11 protein-coding genes are annotated in these 17,336 nt (G+C 67.4%); 5 read left to right on the plus strand and 6 right to left on the minus strand.

Annotation, left to right across the window (positions count from 1 at the left end; translation table 11 throughout):
- The first annotated feature begins 195 nt into the window (after positions 1–195).
- The gene (locus ACNQPB_RS06375) at positions 196–1,239 is read left to right on the plus strand and encodes a metallophosphoesterase family protein (protein WP_498750091.1); all 1,044 of its coding nucleotides are present in this window, start codon (positions 196–198) and stop codon (positions 1,237–1,239) included.
- Between the two features lie 89 nt (positions 1,240–1,328).
- On the opposite strand, the gene ACNQPB_RS06380 is transcribed toward ACNQPB_RS06375, so the two are convergent.
- The 3 genes from ACNQPB_RS06380 to ACNQPB_RS06390 form a co-directional block, all read right to left on the minus strand.
- Positions 1,329–2,030 (minus strand): FadR/GntR family transcriptional regulator, encoded by a 702-nt coding sequence (locus ACNQPB_RS06380; protein WP_498750093.1) that lies wholly within the window; start codon positions 2,028–2,030, stop codon positions 1,329–1,331.
- A 191-nt stretch (positions 2,031–2,221) separates the two neighbouring features.
- On the minus strand, positions 2,222–4,951 hold the full coding sequence (locus ACNQPB_RS06385) for an alpha-amylase family glycosyl hydrolase (protein WP_498750713.1): 2,730 nt from the start codon (positions 4,949–4,951) through the stop codon (positions 2,222–2,224).
- Between the two features lie 667 nt (positions 4,952–5,618).
- Entirely contained in the window at positions 5,619–6,647 is a 1,029-nt protein-coding gene (locus tag ACNQPB_RS06390; RefSeq protein ID WP_498750094.1) for a lactonase family protein, read from the minus strand.
- Positions 6,648–6,776: 129 nt separating this feature from the next.
- On the opposite strand from ACNQPB_RS06390, the gene ACNQPB_RS06395 reads away from it, so the two are divergent.
- The 4 genes from ACNQPB_RS06395 to ACNQPB_RS06410 all read left to right on the plus strand — a co-directional run bounded on the left by ACNQPB_RS06395 (position 6,777) and on the right by ACNQPB_RS06410 (position 11,721).
- Positions 6,777–8,276, plus strand: a complete 1,500-nt coding sequence (locus ACNQPB_RS06395) for a four-carbon acid sugar kinase family protein (protein WP_498750096.1) — start codon at positions 6,777–6,779, stop codon at positions 8,274–8,276.
- A gap of 28 nt (positions 8,277–8,304) precedes the next feature.
- Positions 8,305–9,204: an NAD(P)-dependent oxidoreductase gene (locus tag ACNQPB_RS06400; RefSeq protein ID WP_498750098.1), complete on the plus strand. Its 900-nt coding sequence runs from the start codon at positions 8,305–8,307 to the stop codon at positions 9,202–9,204.
- Positions 9,205–9,319: 115 nt separating this feature from the next.
- Positions 9,320–10,822: a GntP family transporter gene (locus ACNQPB_RS06405; RefSeq protein WP_498750099.1), complete on the plus strand. Its 1,503-nt coding sequence runs from the start codon at positions 9,320–9,322 to the stop codon at positions 10,820–10,822.
- Positions 10,822–11,721 (plus strand): class II fructose-bisphosphate aldolase, encoded by a 900-nt coding sequence (locus ACNQPB_RS06410; protein WP_498750101.1) that lies wholly within the window; start codon positions 10,822–10,824, stop codon positions 11,719–11,721. Before ACNQPB_RS06405 ends, ACNQPB_RS06410 begins: the two co-directional genes overlap by 1 nt.
- 6 nt (positions 11,722–11,727) lie before the next feature.
- On the opposite strand, the gene ACNQPB_RS06415 is transcribed toward ACNQPB_RS06410, so the two are convergent.
- The 3 genes from ACNQPB_RS06415 to ACNQPB_RS06425 form a co-directional block, all read right to left on the minus strand.
- The gene (locus tag ACNQPB_RS06415) at positions 11,728–13,017 is read right to left on the minus strand and encodes an ATP-binding protein (protein WP_498750715.1); all 1,290 of its coding nucleotides are present in this window, start codon (positions 13,015–13,017) and stop codon (positions 11,728–11,730) included.
- Between the two features lie 321 nt (positions 13,018–13,338).
- Entirely contained in the window at positions 13,339–16,146 is a 2,808-nt protein-coding gene (locus tag ACNQPB_RS06420) for an aminotransferase class I/II-fold pyridoxal phosphate-dependent enzyme (protein ID WP_498750103.1), read from the minus strand.
- Positions 16,147–16,275: 129 nt separating this feature from the next.
- The gene (locus ACNQPB_RS06425) at positions 16,276–17,280 is read right to left on the minus strand and encodes an Lrp/AsnC family transcriptional regulator (protein WP_498750105.1); all 1,005 of its coding nucleotides are present in this window, start codon (positions 17,278–17,280) and stop codon (positions 16,276–16,278) included.
- Positions 17,281–17,336 lie beyond the last annotated feature (56 nt).

Consider the following 17,336-nt stretch of genomic DNA (forward strand, 5'->3'; position numbering starts at 1 on the left):
GAGCAGACTAGCCCAGGCAAAGGCTCGCGGCTAGGGGTAGGCGCTCCGGGGTTTCATCGGTTGTTTCGCGGTGTTGTGGCGAGGATTATCCCTAAAGTTTCAAGCGGTAACGGGGCGTTTCCCGCCTATTCATCCGATGTCTTTAGGCTGCGGGGGTTGAAACATCCACCCGCAAGCTGAAAGGCCAAACTCCCTATGACTTCCCCGAGCCGCCGCACGGCGATTGCCGCGTCCCTCGCCGGCCTGGCCGCCGTCGGCGCCACCGCCGCCTCCGCAGGATCCGCCACCGCAAGCACCACCCCCGCGTTCGGCAGCACCCGTCCGTCCGGTACGCCTACCGTGTTCACCGTCATCAGCGATGTCCAGGGCGACCTGGGCGACTTCGACCTGGCCCTGAAGGACATCGAGAAGACCAACCCGGCCGGCCGCAGCGCCGGCTTGGTGGTCAACGGCGACATCACCCCGCGCGGCTACGACTTCGAATACGAGGCCGTCCGCAAGGTCCTGGACGCCAATCCGCACGCCGCCAACGTCCACTGGGGCATCGGCAACCACGAGTTCTACGTCCCCAAGTACTCCAGCCCGTCAACGCTGGCGCAGGCGAGCTGGCCGAACGGCACCACCGAGGCCTCGCTTTTCGAAAGCTTCTACAGGTTCACCGGCCGGGACAAGGTCTACACCGAGATCGACCTGGGCGGGGTTCCCGGCTTGATCCTGGGCACCGAGAAGTACATGCACTACCACGATGCCAAACTCTGGGACGAGGTGTGGCTCAGCGAAGAGCAGATCGCCTGGTTCGAGGAGCGGCTGGCCTACTGGAGCGCCCGCCGGAAGCCCGTGATGGTCTTCACCCACCACCCGCTGCCGGACACGGTCTCCGGAACCCGCAACAAGCTCTACCTCAGCGACTACCTCCAGGCGGACCGCCTGCTGGGCATCCTCGGCAAGTACCCGAACGCCTTCGTCTTTACCTCGCACACCCACTGGGCCCTCCAGCTGGCCGACTGGGAAGTGCGCCGCACCGTTCCGGGGATGGAGAACCTCCAGGGTTTCCAGGTCATCAACACCGGCGCCATCCAGACCCTCTGGGAGGACAACGGCACCGGCGGCGAACGTGCGCTGGACCCCCGTGAGGCCAGCGGCCTGCAGGTGGAGGTCTACAAGGACTGCGTCATCGTCAAGGCCCGCGACTACCGCCGCGGCCAGTGGATCAAGGAAGTCCAGATCCCGCTGTTCTGAGCGTTCCAGGCAAATGCGAGGCCCGCTCTGCGTCCTTTGAGGGATCCATTGGACGTAGAGCGGGCCTCGCAACGGGGGTCGAGGGAAGCTCAGGCCTCGAGCACGTAGCTCTTCAGGTCGTCCAGGGTCTGCTGCATGTGGGCGTCCATCGCCTGGCGGGCCTTGTCCGGACTGCCGGAGGCCAGCGCCTCGAGGATGCTGCGGTGGTGGCCGATCGCGTGCTCCTGGATCTCGGGAACCTTGGAGGTCTGGGTGCGACGGGCCTCGAGGACGCGTTGGAGGGGCTCGAAGAGCACGGCGACGAATACGTTGCCGGAGGCGTGCAGGATCACGTCATGGAAGGCCAGGTCCGCCTCGACGAACGCGGAGACGTCGTTCTTCCCGTGGGCAGCCTGCATTGCATCGACGTGCCTGCGCAGCTGGGCGAGGTCTTCCGCCGAGACTTTGGACGCTGCCAGTTCGCAGGCTCCGGTTTCGAGCATGCGGCGCAGTTCGATGAGCTGGACGGCGGCAGCGGCGTCCTTCTCCCCTTCGGAGGCGGCACGCAGCACGGCTTCCAGCGAGGCCCAGCGGTTGAGGGGGTTCACGAAGGTGCCGCGGCCCCTTTCCACGCTGAGGATCTGCTGCGCCTGGAGAGTCTTCATGGCTTCGCGGACGGTCATCCGGCTGACTTCGTGCTTCGCGCTGAGCTCGAGTTCGCCCGGGACCACTGTTCCGGGCGGGAACTCGCCCGCCACGATGCGGTCCAGCAGCTCATCAGCGACGACGCCGACCAGCGACTTGCGTGCCATGGTGCTCCGTTTCTCTTGCGCCGGCCGGGCCGGCTTGCGGTGTTGCCTGCGCGCAGGCAACACCATAGATGTCTGACATTTTACGCTGCACTGCAGCGCTCCGCCTGTCACCCCGGAAAACACGGGCCCGCGTTGCGCACAATCGACGCAACGCGGGCCCGTGTTTTCCGAGTCTATCCGGGTGGAGGGTCTCAGCCGGCCGTGATGAGGTGGCTGGCGGGGTCGTAGCGGAAGGTCACCGGACCGCCGGAGTGGTTGAGCAGGATGTTGCTGCCGTTGGCCGCACCGCCCAGCCCGTAGTTCTCCGCCCAGGAATTGTTGATGGCGGCTTTGAACTCGTAGCTGCCCGCCGGGAGGTCTGCGACTGAGAGCTTCCACGCGCCGTCAGCCGGATCATAGGCAAGCTGGGCCTGGGCGCAGTCCGGCATCCAGTCCCCGGCGCAGCCCAGCTCCGAGTCCAGGCTGCCCGGCACGGAAACCGCGGCAGGCTGCTGGCCGGCGTAGGCCGCGCGGATGACGTTGGTGCTGTGATCGTAGATGAACGTGACCGGACCGCCCGGGTGGTCCAGGGCGATGTTGGGCCCGTTGGCCTCGCCGCCGGCACCGTAGTTTTCGTCCCAGCCGCCGTTGAGTGCTGCCTTGAACTCGTAGTGGCCGGCCGGCAGGTCCGGGACCCGCAGCAGCCACAGGCGGTGTGTGGGGTCGTAGCTCATGCCGGCCTGGGCGCAGCCAGGCTGCCAGTCCGCGGAGCAGCCGAGTTCGCTGTCGAGGCTGCCGGCCACCGTGACCGTATCCGGCTGGGTGGGTTCGCCGACGGTCCCGCTGCGGACATCGCTTGCTGCGGTGTGGCCTGCGTTGTCCAGCACCACGGCCCGGTACTCGACGGCGGTGCCCGCCGCAAGGGCGGAAACGTCGTGGAACACCTGGTACGGGGCGTTGTCGTCAACGCCGATGCGCTGCCAGTCGCCGCCCGGAACCCGGGCCTCGAAGCTGACCTCGTTGAACGATTTGCCGTCGACGGCGGCGCTGACCTTCATGCGACTGCTGTCCGCCGCGGCGGTGACTGGCTTGCCGAGCGTGACAGCGGGAGCCGCCGTCGACGTCGGGAGCTTGTCCACCGCGCGGTACACGACGGCCGAGAGCGGCGGCACGGTGACGGTCAGGGTGGAGTCCGCGGCCGTGGTGAGTTCCTTCGCGGCGTCGCCGTAGATCCGTTTGAACCCGGCGTTGGCCCGGTACGCGGGCACGGCCGCGGTCTGCGTGGTTTCGCTGTTGTTCAGTGCCACGAGGTATTCGCGCTGTTCGGTGGCTCCAATCCGGGAGAAAGCGTAGATGCCGGCGCCGTCCGCGGCGTAGCGGTGTTGCTGGGCGCCGTCGCGGAGGGCCGGGTGCTCCCTGGTGAGGGCGGCGAGTTCCTTGATCTTGCGGTACAGCGGGTGCCCGGTGTTGAAGTTGGCGGTGGCGTGCGTGGCCGAGGTGCCCAGGAGGTCGTCGTCGAGGTACTCCTGGACCTGGCTGGCGAACATCGGCTGGCGGGAATCCTGGTCGCCGCCGGCCCCCGTGAATCCCTGTTCGTCGCCGTAGTAGACCACCGGGTTGCCGCGCGAGAAGTACATCAGTTCGTGCGCCAGATCGTCCCGCTTCACCAATTCGGCATCGGAGGCGCCGACGTTGTCCTGGGAGATGAACATGCCGATCCGGCCCATGTCGTGGTTACCCAGGAAGGTGGGCAGCTGGTAGACGTTGGAGTCGGCGTCGGTGTACCAGTCGTCCCCGCCGAAGAAGTCCTGCAGGCCGGAAGCCTTGCTGCTTTGCGAAGCGAAGCTGCGGGCTGCGCCCTGGAAGCCGAAGTCCAGCACGGCCTGCATGCGGTTCCGGGTGGTGTACTTCGAGGTGATGGCCTTGGAGGTGTCGAAGACCTCGCCGAACATGAAGAACTGCTCCTTGCCGTGGGCCTTGGCGTAGTTCAGGACCCGCGGGCCGAACTGCTGCCAGAATTCGTCGTTGACGTGCTTCATGGTGTCGATCCGGAAGCCGTCGATCCCGAAGTCCCGGATCCAGCCCGTGTAGATATCCACCATGCCGTTGACCACGCGTGGTTGCTCGGTGAAGAGGTCGTCCAGTCCAAAGAAGTCCCCGTACGTGGAGTCCTCGCCCGCGAAGTTCGTGTTGCCGCGGTTGTGGTACAGCGTGGGGTCGTTGAGCCAGGCCGGGACCTTGACGTCCTTCTCCGCGGCCGGAACGAACGGCGTGTACGGGAAGGACGTTGCGGCGTCGAGGGCCGGGAAGCTTTCGGTGCCCGCGTAGTCGTGGTCGTCGAAGACCTCGCCGCTCGCGGAGCGGTAGGGCGAGGTGGCCTTGGTGATATAGGGCGCGGCGGAATTCTCCCGGTACTGGATGACGTCCGCCGTATGGTTGGCGATGATGTCGAAATAGACCTTCATTCCGCGTGAATGCGCGGCGTCGATCAGCGACTTCAGCTCGGCGTTCGTGCCCAGGTGGGGGTCGATCCGGGTGAAGTCGGTGACCCAATAGCCGTGGTAACCGGCCGAGCTGTTGTCCAGCTGTCCGCCGCCCTGGACAGCTTTGTTCTTGAAGCTCGGCGTGAGCCAGAGGGCGTTTGTTCCCAGGCCCTTGATGTAGTCGAGGCGGTCCTGCAGGCCTTTGAGGTCGCCGCCGTTGTAGTAGCCCTTGCGGGTGGGTTCGAAGCCGGACACCAAGGGATTCGTGCCGAGGCCGGCGGTGTCGTTGGCGGTGCTGCCGTTGTTGAAACGGTCGGCCATGACGAAGTAGAAGTTTTGCTCGCTGATGCCACCGCGGACAGAATGCGCGGCGTCAGGAGAGGGCTTCCGGGCAGTGTCGGCGGCATTGGCGGCGCCGGCGGGAAGAACGGTTGCGGAACAGGCCAGTGCGGTGGCCAGGACGACGGCGGCAGTCCGGCCGAGCGGCCGACGGTGGCCGACCCGGCGCGCAGCTCCGTCCTTGGAGGTTCTGGGGAATGACAAGTGATTGAGCCTTTCACGATACGAGGATGCTGTGTGGCAAGTCACAACTGTAAACGCTTGTAGTGGCTGAATCTAGGCTATTTATCGCCATTTCGCTGGTTCTTAATCTGCATTCCTGCTCAATATTGGAAACGCTTTCAATCGCTGCCAAGGGGCTCGTGCGCACATTCTGCTGGATCACCCAGGCAGGCTGGCCGGGGAGAGCGCGGAAAGCCGCGGTTCTGCCGGGCCCGGATTGTGGGTGATCCAGCAGAATGTCATGGCGCCGCGGGTCGGGGCGAGATCGTGACAGATCCCGCGGTGCCATTCGCTCGGCGCCCGGCCTCCCTTGCAGAAGCACGTGGCCGGTGCGCGCCGCGCGGAATGATGCCGCGACGACCTGCCGGGTCGAATCCAGGAGGCGGCCGGCCTTTGGGTTCGTGCGCACATTCTGCTGGATCACCCGGGGCGGGCTGGTCGGGCGAGTGCGGAAAGCCGCGGTTCTGCCGGGCCCGGGATTATGGGTGATCCAGCAGAATGTCATGGCGCCCGCAAGATCCGTTGTTGGATCGGCTTGGAGGTGCCGCCTGTGATTCCCGGAGGCCTAGGCTTGGCCTCCGACAATAAGCGCCGTGGGCGATCCGGTTTCCAGCCGTCCGGCCGGTCCCGCAGGCAGGCCGCTCTCCGGATCCAGGCGGAACGTCACGACGTCGTTGGAGCGCTCGTGTGCCACATGCAGCCAGCCTTCGCGGACCAGGTGGTGGCGCGGCCAGTCGCCGCCGCTGGGAGTGTCGGCCACAGGCTCGATGAGGGTGCCGTCGTCGCCGACCCGCAGCGTGCAGATGCGGTTGGAACCGCGGACGCCCACATAGGCGTGGCGCCCGTCAGGTGACAGGGCGATCTCCGCCGCCGCGTCGCCGTCGGACGCTTCCTCCACGCCCGCCGGGCCGATGGCGGCGAGGGCGAAACGGCCGTCCTCGCCGGCGCGCACCGTGGCGACCTGGATGGAGTATTCGGTGACCACGAAGACCGCTCCGCCCGGGTGCTGAACCAGGTGCCGCGGCCCGGAGTCCTTCGGCAGCACAATCTGCTGCACCCCCCGCAGCCCTTCGCCCGGCACGTAGTCCCACAGCCGCAGCAGGTCGTGCCCGAGATCCGTGGTCATGATCCGGCCGCCCCGCAGCATGAGGGAGGCGTGTGCCCGGCTGGGCCTGCCGGCGCCGTATGGGTCCTGTGACTGATCGGCTGCGGTGCGTGAAGTGATGTCGCCGTCGTGATCAAGCTCGTACAGCAGCACCTGGCCGTCGCCCCAGCAGGCGACCATCAGGAAGTGGCCCCGCGGGTCGATGGCCACGTGACAGGCCGCGGCGCCGGCGCTCCAGGGCCGGCCGAAGGGCTCAAGCCCGGCGGCGCCGGTGCGCCGATAAGCCCGCACCGTTCGTGCGTGTTCGTGGACCGCATACACCACGGGGAGGGTCGGATGCGCGGCAAGGAACGACGGCGACTCGCAGGCGACCGCGAGGCCGAGGGATTCCAGTGAGCCGTCCGACCCTGCCCGCAGGGCCCCGATTCCCTCGCCGCTGCCGCCGGCATCGGCCGTGTATGAGCCGGTCCAAATCAAGGTGTCAGCCATGCGGCCAGCCTAGCGCCGGTAACACCTTGCACGGCGGTGGGGAGCTGTGTCACACTTGAGCAAATGCAAGATGTCTGACATCTTACATTCAAAACAGATAGCAGCCTTTCCCACACAATGGAGTGCCCCGTGGCCCTTGAAGCCGACGTCCTGGCCGCCTTCCCGGCCGAAGTCCAGGTTCCTGCCCAGCTCGTGGCCGACGCCGTCGCCGCGTCCGCCGCCTCCTCGCCGCGCATTCTGGTGGTGCTGGACGACGACCCCACCGGAACCCAGTCCGTGGCCAAGCTGCCCGTGCTGACGGTTTGGGACATCGAGGACTTCGCCTGGGCCTTCACCCACGTGGTGGACAACGGCCTGGAGCCCGCCGTGTACGTCCTCACCAACACCCGCAGCCTCGACCCCGCCGAGGCCGCCCACCGCAACGAAGAAATCGTCCGCAACGCCCTCGCCGCAGCCCCGGCCGCCGGCGTGCGCGTGGGCTTCGTCAGCCGCTCCGATTCGACCCTGCGCGGCCACTACCCGCTGGAGACGGACGTCATCGCCGCCACGGTCGCCGCCTGCACCGGCGAGGCGACCGACGGCGTCGTGATCGTTCCCGCATTCCCCGACGCCGGCCGCGTCACCATCGGCGGTGTGCACTACATGCGCGGCGACGCCGGCACCCTCACCCGGGTATCCGAGACCGAGTTCGCCAAGGACGCCAGCTTCGGCTTCGCCAACTCCGAGATGGCCAAGTATGTGGAGGAGAAGTCGCAAGGCCGTTTCGCCGCGGACTCCGTGATCGTCTTGGACTTGAACGTCATCCGTGCAGCCGGTTCCGAAAACGATCCGCAGATCGCCGCCAAGGCCATTGCCGACGCCATCGAATCCGCGGCCAACTCCACGCCGATCGTCGCTGACATCGTCAGCGAGAACGACTTCCGCCTGCTCGCCCTCGGCCTGGAGGAAGCCGAGCACCGCGGCAAGAAGCTCCTCTACCGTGTGGGCCCGCCCTTTGTGCGCGGCCGCATCGGCCAGGAAATCCGCGCCGCGCTCGGCGGCGAGGAAGCCTTTGAAGGCAACACCCCCTCCACAGCCGGCGGCCTGATCGTGGTCGGCTCGCACGTCGGGCTCACCACCCGCCAGCTCAACGTCCTCACCGCGGAACACAGCTCCGCCCGCATCATCGAGATCGACGTCGAGAAACTGCTCGCCGCCGAAACCGAAGCAGCGGAAGAAGCTGACAGCTACACGGACACCGTGGTGGGCGCCGTCGTCGACGCCCTGCACGAAGGCGACGTAATCGTCCACACCAGCCGCCTGCTCATCAAGAGCGACGACGCCGCCGCGAGCCTGCAGATCGCCCGCACCGTTTCCGCCGCCGTCGTTTCCGTGGTGAACCGGACGCTGAAGACCTTCCCGCCGCGCTTCGTCATCGCCAAGGGGGGCATCACCTCCTCCGACGTCGCGGCGCACGGCCTGGAAATCCGGCACGCGATCGTCCGCGGCCCCATGCTGCCGGGCATCGTCTCGCTGTGGGAGCCGGTGGACGGGCCCGCGAAGGGCATCCCGTACATCGTCTTCGCCGGCAACGTGGGCGACGACGACTCCCTCGCCCAGGTCACCCGCAAGCTCAGCACTTCCTTCTAGTACGCCCCAGTATTCAATGGAGAACACCATGACCAGCAACTACACCGTCACCGTCCTGGGCCTCGGCGCCATGGGCCTGCCCATGGCCACCCGCATGGCCTCCCAGCTGACCGTCCACGGCTTCGACATCGCCGAACCGCGCCTGCAGCTCGCTGCCGACGCCGGCATCCGCACCTTCTCCTCCGCCCGGGAAGCCTCCAAGGGCGCCGACGCCCTGCTGCTGGCCGTGCGCAACGGCGAACAGCTCAACGACGTCCTCTTCGGCGAGAACGGTGTTGCCTCGGTACTGGAGCCAGGCGCCGTCGTCATCCTCGGCAGCACCGTCGGCACCGAAGCGATCCCGGCAACGGTCGCACGTTTGGCGGAGTACGGCGTCGAACTCGTTGACGCACCGCTGTCCGGCGGGCCCAAGCGCGCGGGCGAAGGCGACCTGCTGATCGTGGTCGGTGCCGCGCCGGCTGCCCTCGAAAAGGCCCGCCCGGCCCTGGAACTGCTGGCCTCCACCCTCAGCATCGTGGGCGACAAGCCCGGCGACGGCCAGGCCCTGAAGACCGTCAACCAGTTGCTGTGCGGCGTCCACATCGCGGCCGCCGCCGAAGCCCTGGCCCTGGCCGACGCACTTGGCCTGGACCAGGAGAAGACCCTGGCCGCCCTCGAAGCGGGGGCCGCAGGTTCCTTCATGCTCTCCAACCGCGGCCCGCGCATCCTCGAGGCCTACACCGAGGAGGGCGCCGAGGTGCTCTCCCGCCTGGACATCTTCGTCAAGGACATGGGCATCGTGGGCAAGGCAACCCGTGCCGCCGGCCTCGCCGCACCTGTCGCCGCAGCCGCGGAACAGCTTTACCTGCTCGGCCAGGCGCAGGGCCTCGCCGCAGCCGACGACTCCGCCGTCATCAAGGTCGTCGCGCCCACCCGTCGCACCAAGTAGTACCCGGCGCTCCAAGTAGTACATCCCCCTCAAAGCCGCTTGACGGCGGTCCCCCCCTCCGCCGTCAAGCACCCCAGCTAGCCTTTAACTAGCACGTCAAAGGAGACAATCCCCGATGAATCCGCTCATCAATTCCTTGGCGGTGCGGGCCGCAGACGCCCCTCCCGTCATCAAGCCGGCCGTGGAGCTTGGCACCCCGCTGCTGCTGACCATCGCCGCCCTCGGCGTGGCCGTGCTGCTGGTCATGATCATCCGCTTCAAGGTCCAGGCCTTCGTCGCCCTGCTCACGGTGAGCATCGGCGTCGCCCTCGCGGCCCAGATCCCGCTCAAGGACATCTTCACGGTGGTGGCCAACGGCGTCGGCACCACCATGGGCAAGGTAGCGCTGCTCATCTCCCTCGGCGCCATCCTCGGCCGCATGATCGAGGTTTCCGGCGGCGTGCAGTCCCTCGCGGACCACTTCGTAGCACGTTTCGGCCGCACCCGCGTGGGCATCGCCCTGACCACCGTCGGCTTCCTCGTCGCCATCCCGGTGTTCTTCGAAGTCGGCGTGATCGTGCTCGTCCCGATCGTCTACGCCTTCTCCAAGCTCCTGAACCTGCACCCGATCAAGTTCGGCCTGCCCATGGCCGGCATCATGCTGTCCATCCACGTGGCTGTCCCGCCGCACCCGGGCATCGTGGCGGGCGCGGGCGTCCTGGGCGCCGACGTCGGACTCATCACCATGCTTTCCCTGGCCATCTGCGTGCCGCTCGGCTTCCTCTCCTACTTCGTGGGCGCGTTGATGAACCGCCGTGAAATGGAACTCCTGCCCTCCGTGAAGGCCCAGCTTGCGGAGTACGGCAACCCGGACACCGTCCACGAGGGCCACAAGCAGCACGCCACCAAGTCCGGCCCCGGGGCCACCTCGATCAACTCCGCCGTCATGGCTCCGCCCTCGGCCGGCCTCATCATGGCGCTCATCGCGACCCCCATCGTCCAGATCATGATCGGTACCATCGGCACGCTCGTCCTGCCGAAGACCCACGAGCTCTTCGGCGTGTTCGCCTTCATCGGCACCCCGGCGTTCGCGCTGCTCGTCGCCGTCATCCTGGCCTTCTTCTTCCTCGCGGTGCGCCGCGGCTGGTCGCTGTCCGAGACGGGCGAGATCTTCGAACAATCCCTGCCCCCGATCGCCTCGATCCTCATGATCGTGGCCGCCGGCGGCGTGTTCGGCGAGGTCCTGAAGGTCAGCGGCATCGGCGCGGCCCTCTCCTCCACCCTCTCCGGCATGGGCTTGCCGATCATCCTGCTCGGTTTCATCATCTCGCTGGCCCTCCGCGCCGCCCAGGGCTCCGCGACCGTGGCCATTGTGACCACGACCGGCCTGCTCACCGCGGCCGTGCAGGGCGGCGGTTACACTCCGGTGCAGATCGCCCTCATCGTCATTGCGATCGGCTTCGGTGCGCTTGGCCTGAGCCACGTCACCGACGCGGGCTTCTGGGTGGTGGTGCGGTACTACGGCATCACCGTTGCGGACGGCCTCAAGACCTGGACCGTGCTCACCACCATCCTGGGCCTGGCCGGCTTCGCGCTGACTTTCCTGGCCTGGATCCTGGTCGGAGGACTGGCCCACTGATGCGAGCCCGACTCGACGAACTGGTAACGGCCGCCCTGCAGCGCGGGGCGGCCGTTCCGGCGTTCACCTGCTACGACTTCACCACCGCTACCGCCGTGGTGGAGGCCGCCGAGGAGACCGGGCTGCCCGTGATCCTCAACGTCGCGCCCAAGACCGCGGCCTCGCGTGCCGGGCAGCGACTCGTCGCGGCCCTCCGCGGCCTGGCCGACGGCGCCTCGGTTCCCGTCTGCGTGCAGCTCGACCACGCCTCGGACCTGGCGGTCATCGTTGAGTCCGTCCGCTCCGGCGCCGACTGCGTGCTCGCGGACGGTTCCTCGCTCGGCCTCGAGGAGAACATCGCGCTGGTGCGCGAGGTCCGCGCCGCGCTGGACGCTGACGCCGCGCTGGACGTCGACGGCGGGCTGGACGCCGACGGTGCTTCCGCCGTCGTGCTCGAAGCGGAACTCGGCGGGCTGGCCGGCGACGAGGACAAGGCCTTTGCCCTCGGAGCGGAAGAGCAGGAGGCCGCCGGCCTCAGCGATCCCGCCCAGGTGCGGGACTTCGCGGAGCGCTCCGGAGCGCAGCTGCTCGCCGTGGCCATCGGCAACGTGCACGGAAAATACACGGGCGCCCCTCAGATCCGCTGGGACGTGCTGGAACGGATCTCGGCGGAATCCCCGGTGCCGCTGGTGCTGCACGGCGCCTCCGGCATCCCCGCCGCGGACTTGCTGAAGGCCCGCACCCTGGGCGTGGGCAAGGTCAACTTCAACACCGAACTCCGCAGCGGGATCCTGGCCACGCTCGAGGCCGAAACCCCTGCGCACCGGGCCGACGGCGAGAACCTCCAGGGCCTGCTGGGCCGCTGGAACGCTTCGGCCAGGGAGTTCGCCGCGGCCACGCTGCGGACACTGGGGGAGTAGCGCCGGCTACACCCTCGCGATCCGCTGGATGTCCTCGAGGAACTCCTTGACGATTGGCTCCGTGACGGTGGCGCGGGTTCCTTCGATGGCCTGCAGGTAGTCGCCGGTGGTGAGGGCCTGTTCCCTGCCAAGGGATTCCGTAGTCCCCTGGACGGCGCGTTCGAGGGCCTGCTGGGATGCCTTCCTGGCCGCGTACTCGATGTCGGCAGGGGAGAAGCGTTCGCTCGCTTGCGCAAGGGCGTCGACGTCGATGTGCGCCGCGATTGCCGGAGGAATGTACCTGTTCCAGATGGCCGTCCGCGCGTCCAGGTCCGGCGGCCCGATCGGAATCACGTAGTCGAAGCGGCCGTGACGGAGGAAGGCCTTGTCCAGGGAACGGATGAAGTTGGTGGCGCAGATCAGCAGGCGCCCTTCCTTCTCCCGGAAGGCGGGGATGATTTTCAGGAGTTCGTTGGTGACGCCCTGGAGCGGTGACGACGCCTCGCCGGTCCGGGCGGCGGCGATCTCTTCGACCTCATCGATAAAGACGACGGCGTGCTCCAGGCGGGCAATGTCGGCGAAGACCTGCCGCAGGGCGCCGGCGAGCCCTTGCGGATCGGCCGCAAGCCGCGAAGGAAACACCTCGACGAAGGGCCAGTCGAGGCGGGAAGCCACTGCCTTGGCGAAGGTGGTCTTGCCGGTGCCGGGCGGGCCGAAAAGGACCACGGACCGCGGCGGGGTCACGCCCAGGGACTTGGCCAGTTCCGTGCGTGCCAGCGGCAGGATCAGCCGGTTCTCGATGAGGGACTTTTCACCCTGCATGCCGGCCAGGGCGTCCCAGAGGCCGTGGGGGAGGAGCCGGCCACCCAGTTGGCTGAGCGGCCCGATCTCCTTGGCCTGCAGGGGGATGGTTCGTTCGAAGTAGTGGAGGTCCTCCTCCACCTTGTATTCGCTGTTCCGGAAGGCGCGGACCCTGGTCTCGGAGGCTGGCAGCAGCGCGGAAACCCGCTGGATCCCCTGGCTGGTGAGCCGGTCCTCCATGCCTGCCAGCAACGCGCTGCCGAGTCCTTGTTCCCGCCAGTCCGCGGATTGGGCAAGCATGACGATCCAGGCCCGGGCATCCTGGATTTTGCATACCACTGCCCCGATGACCCGCCCTTCGCTGACTGCGACGGCGGCGACGCCGTTGGAACAGGCGTCGATGATTTCCGCGAGGGTGTAGACGGGGTGCACCCCGGGCGTCCTGGAGTCCTGCCAGACGCCGATGAGCTGGTCCAGGTCATCGGGGTGGAAATCCCGCACGCTCCAGGGTTGGATGGCGGGTCTGCTGCCGGCCGGCGCGGTAGCAATCGTGGAGGTAGGCGCCATGTCAGTCGGTCTCCGGGCAGCTGCAGTAGAAGCAATCCTCATCGCCGCCGCAATCGACGGGATCCGCAGGCGTGTCGGGCAGGGGCGCGAAGGACCGAAATTGAAGTGAGCCGTTCATGGGCAGTTGGTATTCCTTTGGAGTATCGGTAGGGCGCCACGCCGCTGTGACGCCCTACTAAGTCCCGTCCAGTATCGGGGGAACGTGACTTAAGAAAAAGCGATGAGAACTGAAGAATAAAGCTTCGGAAAAATGATGATTCGCGAGCCCCGTTACCCGGTCAGCACCCGGAAGCCCAGCTCCGCGTTGAAGCCGTGGATTTCCCGGGTGTCCAGGACCGACATGAAGGCCAGGGTTTCGGCCGTGATCACCTGGCCCGGCACCAGTACCGGGAAGCCGGGCGGGTAGGGCGTGACGAACGACGCCGAGACCAGTTCCTCGCCGGCCGCCACCCGGCGCTCCAGCTCGGCCACGGACAGGTACTCCGTGGCTCCCGGCTTGTACGTCTCGAAGTAGGCGTCCCGCATGTTGCCGTCGGAAGTCAGCGAATCCACCCGGAAACGCTCGGCGAAGCGGCTGAAGTCCGGCAGCGGCGGCGGTGAACTGGTCAGCGCGGCCACGCGGGCTTCATGGGCCTTCCGGCCGAGGCCGCTCATGGCCGCCTGCTCGTCTTCGAAGGATTCGGCGAGCTTCACCAGCACTTCCACCAAGTACGCCACGGCACTGCGTGAAGTGCCGATGTTGGTCATGAACAGCACGCTGTTCCGCGAAGTCTTGTTGACCTGGATCCCGTACCTGTCCATCAGGTACTCGTGCTTGAAGGTGTCGCCATCCACGCCCGAAAGTCCGATGTGCAGGGTCAGCCGGCTGGGGTCCACCACGAACTCGTCCCGCCGCCAGGACTCGGCCATCGCGGCCAGGCCGTCGCGCAGGGGCATCTGCCGCTGCGTTTCGCGGTACTTCGCCGGGACCAGGTCACGGGTGCCCAGGATCCGGAAGTACTTCTTCAGCAGGGGGTGCCGCGCCACGGCCTGCGCGATGCTGACCGCGAGGTCCGCCTGCCGCTGCACCAGCTCGTAGCCTTCGAACTCCACCTGCCGGCGGCCCATGTCCAGCGAGGCCAGGATCTGGTAGTTCGGCGAGGTGGAGGTGTGCGTCATGTACGCCTCGTGGAAGCTCTCGGCGTTCAGCTGCCCGAAATCCTGGTCGTGGATGTGGATCATCGAACCCTGCCGGAGCGAGGTGAGGGTCTTGTGCGTGGACTGGGTGGCGTAGACCCGCAGCCGTGCCTTCGCCGGGTCCGGGATGAGCCGGGTCTGCAGCAACTGCTCGTCGCTCACGTTGTCAAGGCCGTCGACGGCGTCAAGGCGCCGCAGCTGTTCGGCGTACCGGCGGGCGTAGCCGCGGTCGCGGAACTGCTTTTCGAGCTTCTGCGAGGCGGCCATCGCGGTGCGGCGGCGGTAGATGTGGTGGAATCCCGCGAAGGCGAACCAGGCCTCATCCCAGAGGAACACCAGGTCCGGTTTGATGGCCAGGCACTCCTCCATGACGCGTTCCACGTCGTAGACGATCCCGTCGAAGGTGCAGTTGGTCAGCGCCAGCATCTTCACCTCATGCAGCCGCCCGGCCCGCCGGTAGTCCAGGAGCATGCGCTTGATGCTCTCCAGCGGCACCGCGCCGTAGAAGGAGAATTCATCCAGCGGGTAGGCATCCAGGTAAGCCACCTGCGCACCGGCCAGCATCAGGGCGTAGTGGTGGGACTTGTGGCAGTTCCGGTCCACCAGCACCACGTCCCCGGGTGCCACGATCGACTGGTGCACGATCTTGTTGGCCGTGGACGTTCCGTTGGTGACGAAGAGGGATTTCTGCGCCCCGTAGGCCCGCGCCGCCAGCGCCTGGGCCTTCTTCAATGAGCCATGCGGGTCCAGCAGGGAGTCCAGCCCCCCGGAGGTCGCCGAAGTTTCGGCCAGCAGCAGGTTCAGCCCGTAGAACTCGCCCAGGTCATCGATCCACTTGGAATTGACCACCGAGCCGCCGCGCGAAACGGGCAGGGCGTGGAAAACGCCGGCGGGCTTGCGGCTGTACTGCTGCACGGCGTGGAAGAACGGCGCCTCGTAGCGAGCCGCTGCGCCGCCCAGCAGCGAGAGGTGCAGTTCCAAGCCGTCCTGGCGCCGGAACAGGCGGCGGAAACGGCGGGTGAGGGAACCCGCCAGTTCCTCGATGGACACCCCGGCCACGAGGTAAAGGTCCAGCTCAGGGCGCAGTTCCCCGAGCTTCTCCGCGAGCATCAGGATCCGGTCCATGGGCCGGACGGGCACCTCGCCGCCCACAAAGCCTTCCAGGAAGGCACGCAGGTCCCTGCTCAGCCGCTGCCGGCTGCGCGCCACGAAACCGGGCCGCAGCACGCAGGCCTGGATGTCAGGGTTGAGGAGCACTGCCACCAGGGCGTCCTCGAAGCTGGGCACGAACACCGGCTCGTAGACGAACTCGTCTGCCGGGCGGCGCTGGGCCAGCAGGTCGGCCCGCATGGCCTCGCGTTCTGTCTCGGACATGTCGTCGATGACCAGTACCTCGAAGCGCCGGCGCGCATCGGCCGGGCCCTCGGGCTGCTCTGATTCCCGTTCCGGGTCCGCAGCTGTTTCGGGGGCGGCCTGACCGTGCCGGGACAGCCGCCGCGTCACCGGTTCGATCAGCGCCAGCGCCGTGGTGTAGTCGCGCTGTTCCAGGCTTTGACGCAGCTCCGCCACATAGCCCTGCCCGGGAGCGGCCCAATACATTTCCACGGCCTCCAGCATCGGCAGCAGCCGTGCAGCTTCGGCGTGCAGCTGCCCGTTGCGGGAGCTTTCCGTTCCGGAGCCATGCCCGACGGCGGCAGCCTGCTTGACCGCGTAACCCAGGTATTCCCACGTGTCCACGCGCAGCCGCCATGCGCTGCTGGGCACTTCCCGGCCGGGAGTCCCGGCTCCGTTGAGGTGGCCCGGAAGGCGGGTGCCGGCGTCGGGCGTTGTATCGGAAAGGTGCGATCGGTCCTGCGGGACGGCTGCGGCAAGGGAATGGCGGACGGGCGCTGCGGGAATCATGGGAATCCTGGTTCTCGTTCTGCTGGTGCCAGTGGCCTCGTTGCCACCGACTCCACCCATTAAACTCTGAACGCCAATTCTTCGGGCTGCATTACGCGGGCTTCATTCTGGAACTCCGGAATGCCCCCGCTACCGGCCTTCCCGCCAGAGCGGCAGCGGGACCACATCCGTGCTGCGGCCGGTTTCATCCAGCACATGCCCCAGCCTCTTGTAGGTGCGCACCACCGCTTGCCGGGAGATCGCCGTGCTGCCCGGTGCGCGGGCAGCGAGCTCGCGTTCGTGGGCCTGGATTTCCAGGTAGTCCCGCACCCAGAACGTGACAACGAGGTTCTGGGCACCCAGAACCTGGGCGCTCAGCCGGCAGCTGGGCAGCGCGGCGAAGTAGCGGCCGACGTCGTCCACCTGCGTGGCCGGAACGTTGAGGACCAGGCTCACTTCGCGCAGGTTCTGCTGCACCGCGGCTGCGGTGTCGCAGCGCATGGTGATGTAGCCGGCGGCGAGGAAACGTTCCACCCGCCGGCGCGCTGTCTGGGCGGAGACCCGGCACGCGGCGCCAAGCTCCGCCCAGCTGGCCCGGCCGTCCCTGGCCAGGGCTTCCAGCAGTGCGGCGTCCAGCGTGTCGGGGGAGTAGGCCGGAGGCGCGGGCGTGGATTCCTTGGCCATGAGCCTGGCCCGCGCCGGTTCCAGGGTGCCGCTGCGCCAATCTGAAGCCTGCCGGTACAGCTGGGTCACGAACACCACCTCGCGCCGGGTGACGCCGGGCAGGTCTGCGAAAGAGCCGGTCACGATCGCCATCAGTTCCTCGTGGCTGGAGGCAAAGCAGTCCACGAACAAATCGTGAGGCCCGGACACCAGCGACACGGTGCCGAACGCCGGCTCGGCGCACAGCCGTTCGATCAGGGCCCCGTGCTGCTCCGGCACCGAGGAAAGGTTGATGAACGCGGACCAGCCGGCGCTGAGGTAACGCGGGCCGGGAGACGGCGTGATCCAGGCCAGGCCCTGCCCGGACAGCGCACCCCAGCGCCGGGCCACGGTGGGCCCGGACAGGTCCAGGACGTCCGCCACCCGCGACCAGTCGGCCCGCGGATTGATCTGGAGGGCGTTGACGACTTCAAGATCCAACTCGGAGATCATGGGAGATTCTTTCAAATTTGCGCCACTGATGGAGGTTTTCATCAATAATCCGCCGG

It is taken from the genome of Curtobacterium sp. LFS079 (genome assembly GCF_047977865.1).
Lineage (GTDB): Bacteria > Actinomycetota > Actinomycetes > Actinomycetales > Micrococcaceae > Arthrobacter.

What these genes read in the sequence shown, in the direction of transcription:
- ACNQPB_RS06390 (WP_498750094.1), bottom strand. Translation starts at nt 6,647, where the DNA reads ATGGCTGACACCTTGATTTGGACCGGCTCATACACGGCCGATGCCGGC.
- ACNQPB_RS06375 (WP_498750091.1), top strand. Translation starts at nt 196, where the DNA reads ATGACTTCCCCGAGCCGCCGCACGGCGATTGCCGCGTCCCTCGCCGGC.
- ACNQPB_RS06425 (WP_498750105.1), bottom strand. Translation starts at nt 17,280, where the DNA reads ATGATCTCCGAGTTGGATCTTGAAGTCGTCAACGCCCTCCAGATCAAT.
- ACNQPB_RS06400 (WP_498750098.1), top strand. Translation starts at nt 8,305, where the DNA reads ATGACCAGCAACTACACCGTCACCGTCCTGGGCCTCGGCGCCATGGGC.
- ACNQPB_RS06380 (WP_498750093.1), bottom strand. Translation starts at nt 2,030, where the DNA reads ATGGCACGCAAGTCGCTGGTCGGCGTCGTCGCTGATGAGCTGCTGGAC.
- ACNQPB_RS06420 (WP_498750103.1), bottom strand. Translation starts at nt 16,146, where the DNA reads ATGATTCCCGCAGCGCCCGTCCGCCATTCCCTTGCCGCAGCCGTCCCG.
- ACNQPB_RS06405 (WP_498750099.1), top strand. Translation starts at nt 9,320, where the DNA reads ATGAATCCGCTCATCAATTCCTTGGCGGTGCGGGCCGCAGACGCCCCT.
- ACNQPB_RS06410 (WP_498750101.1), top strand. Translation starts at nt 10,822, where the DNA reads ATGCGAGCCCGACTCGACGAACTGGTAACGGCCGCCCTGCAGCGCGGG.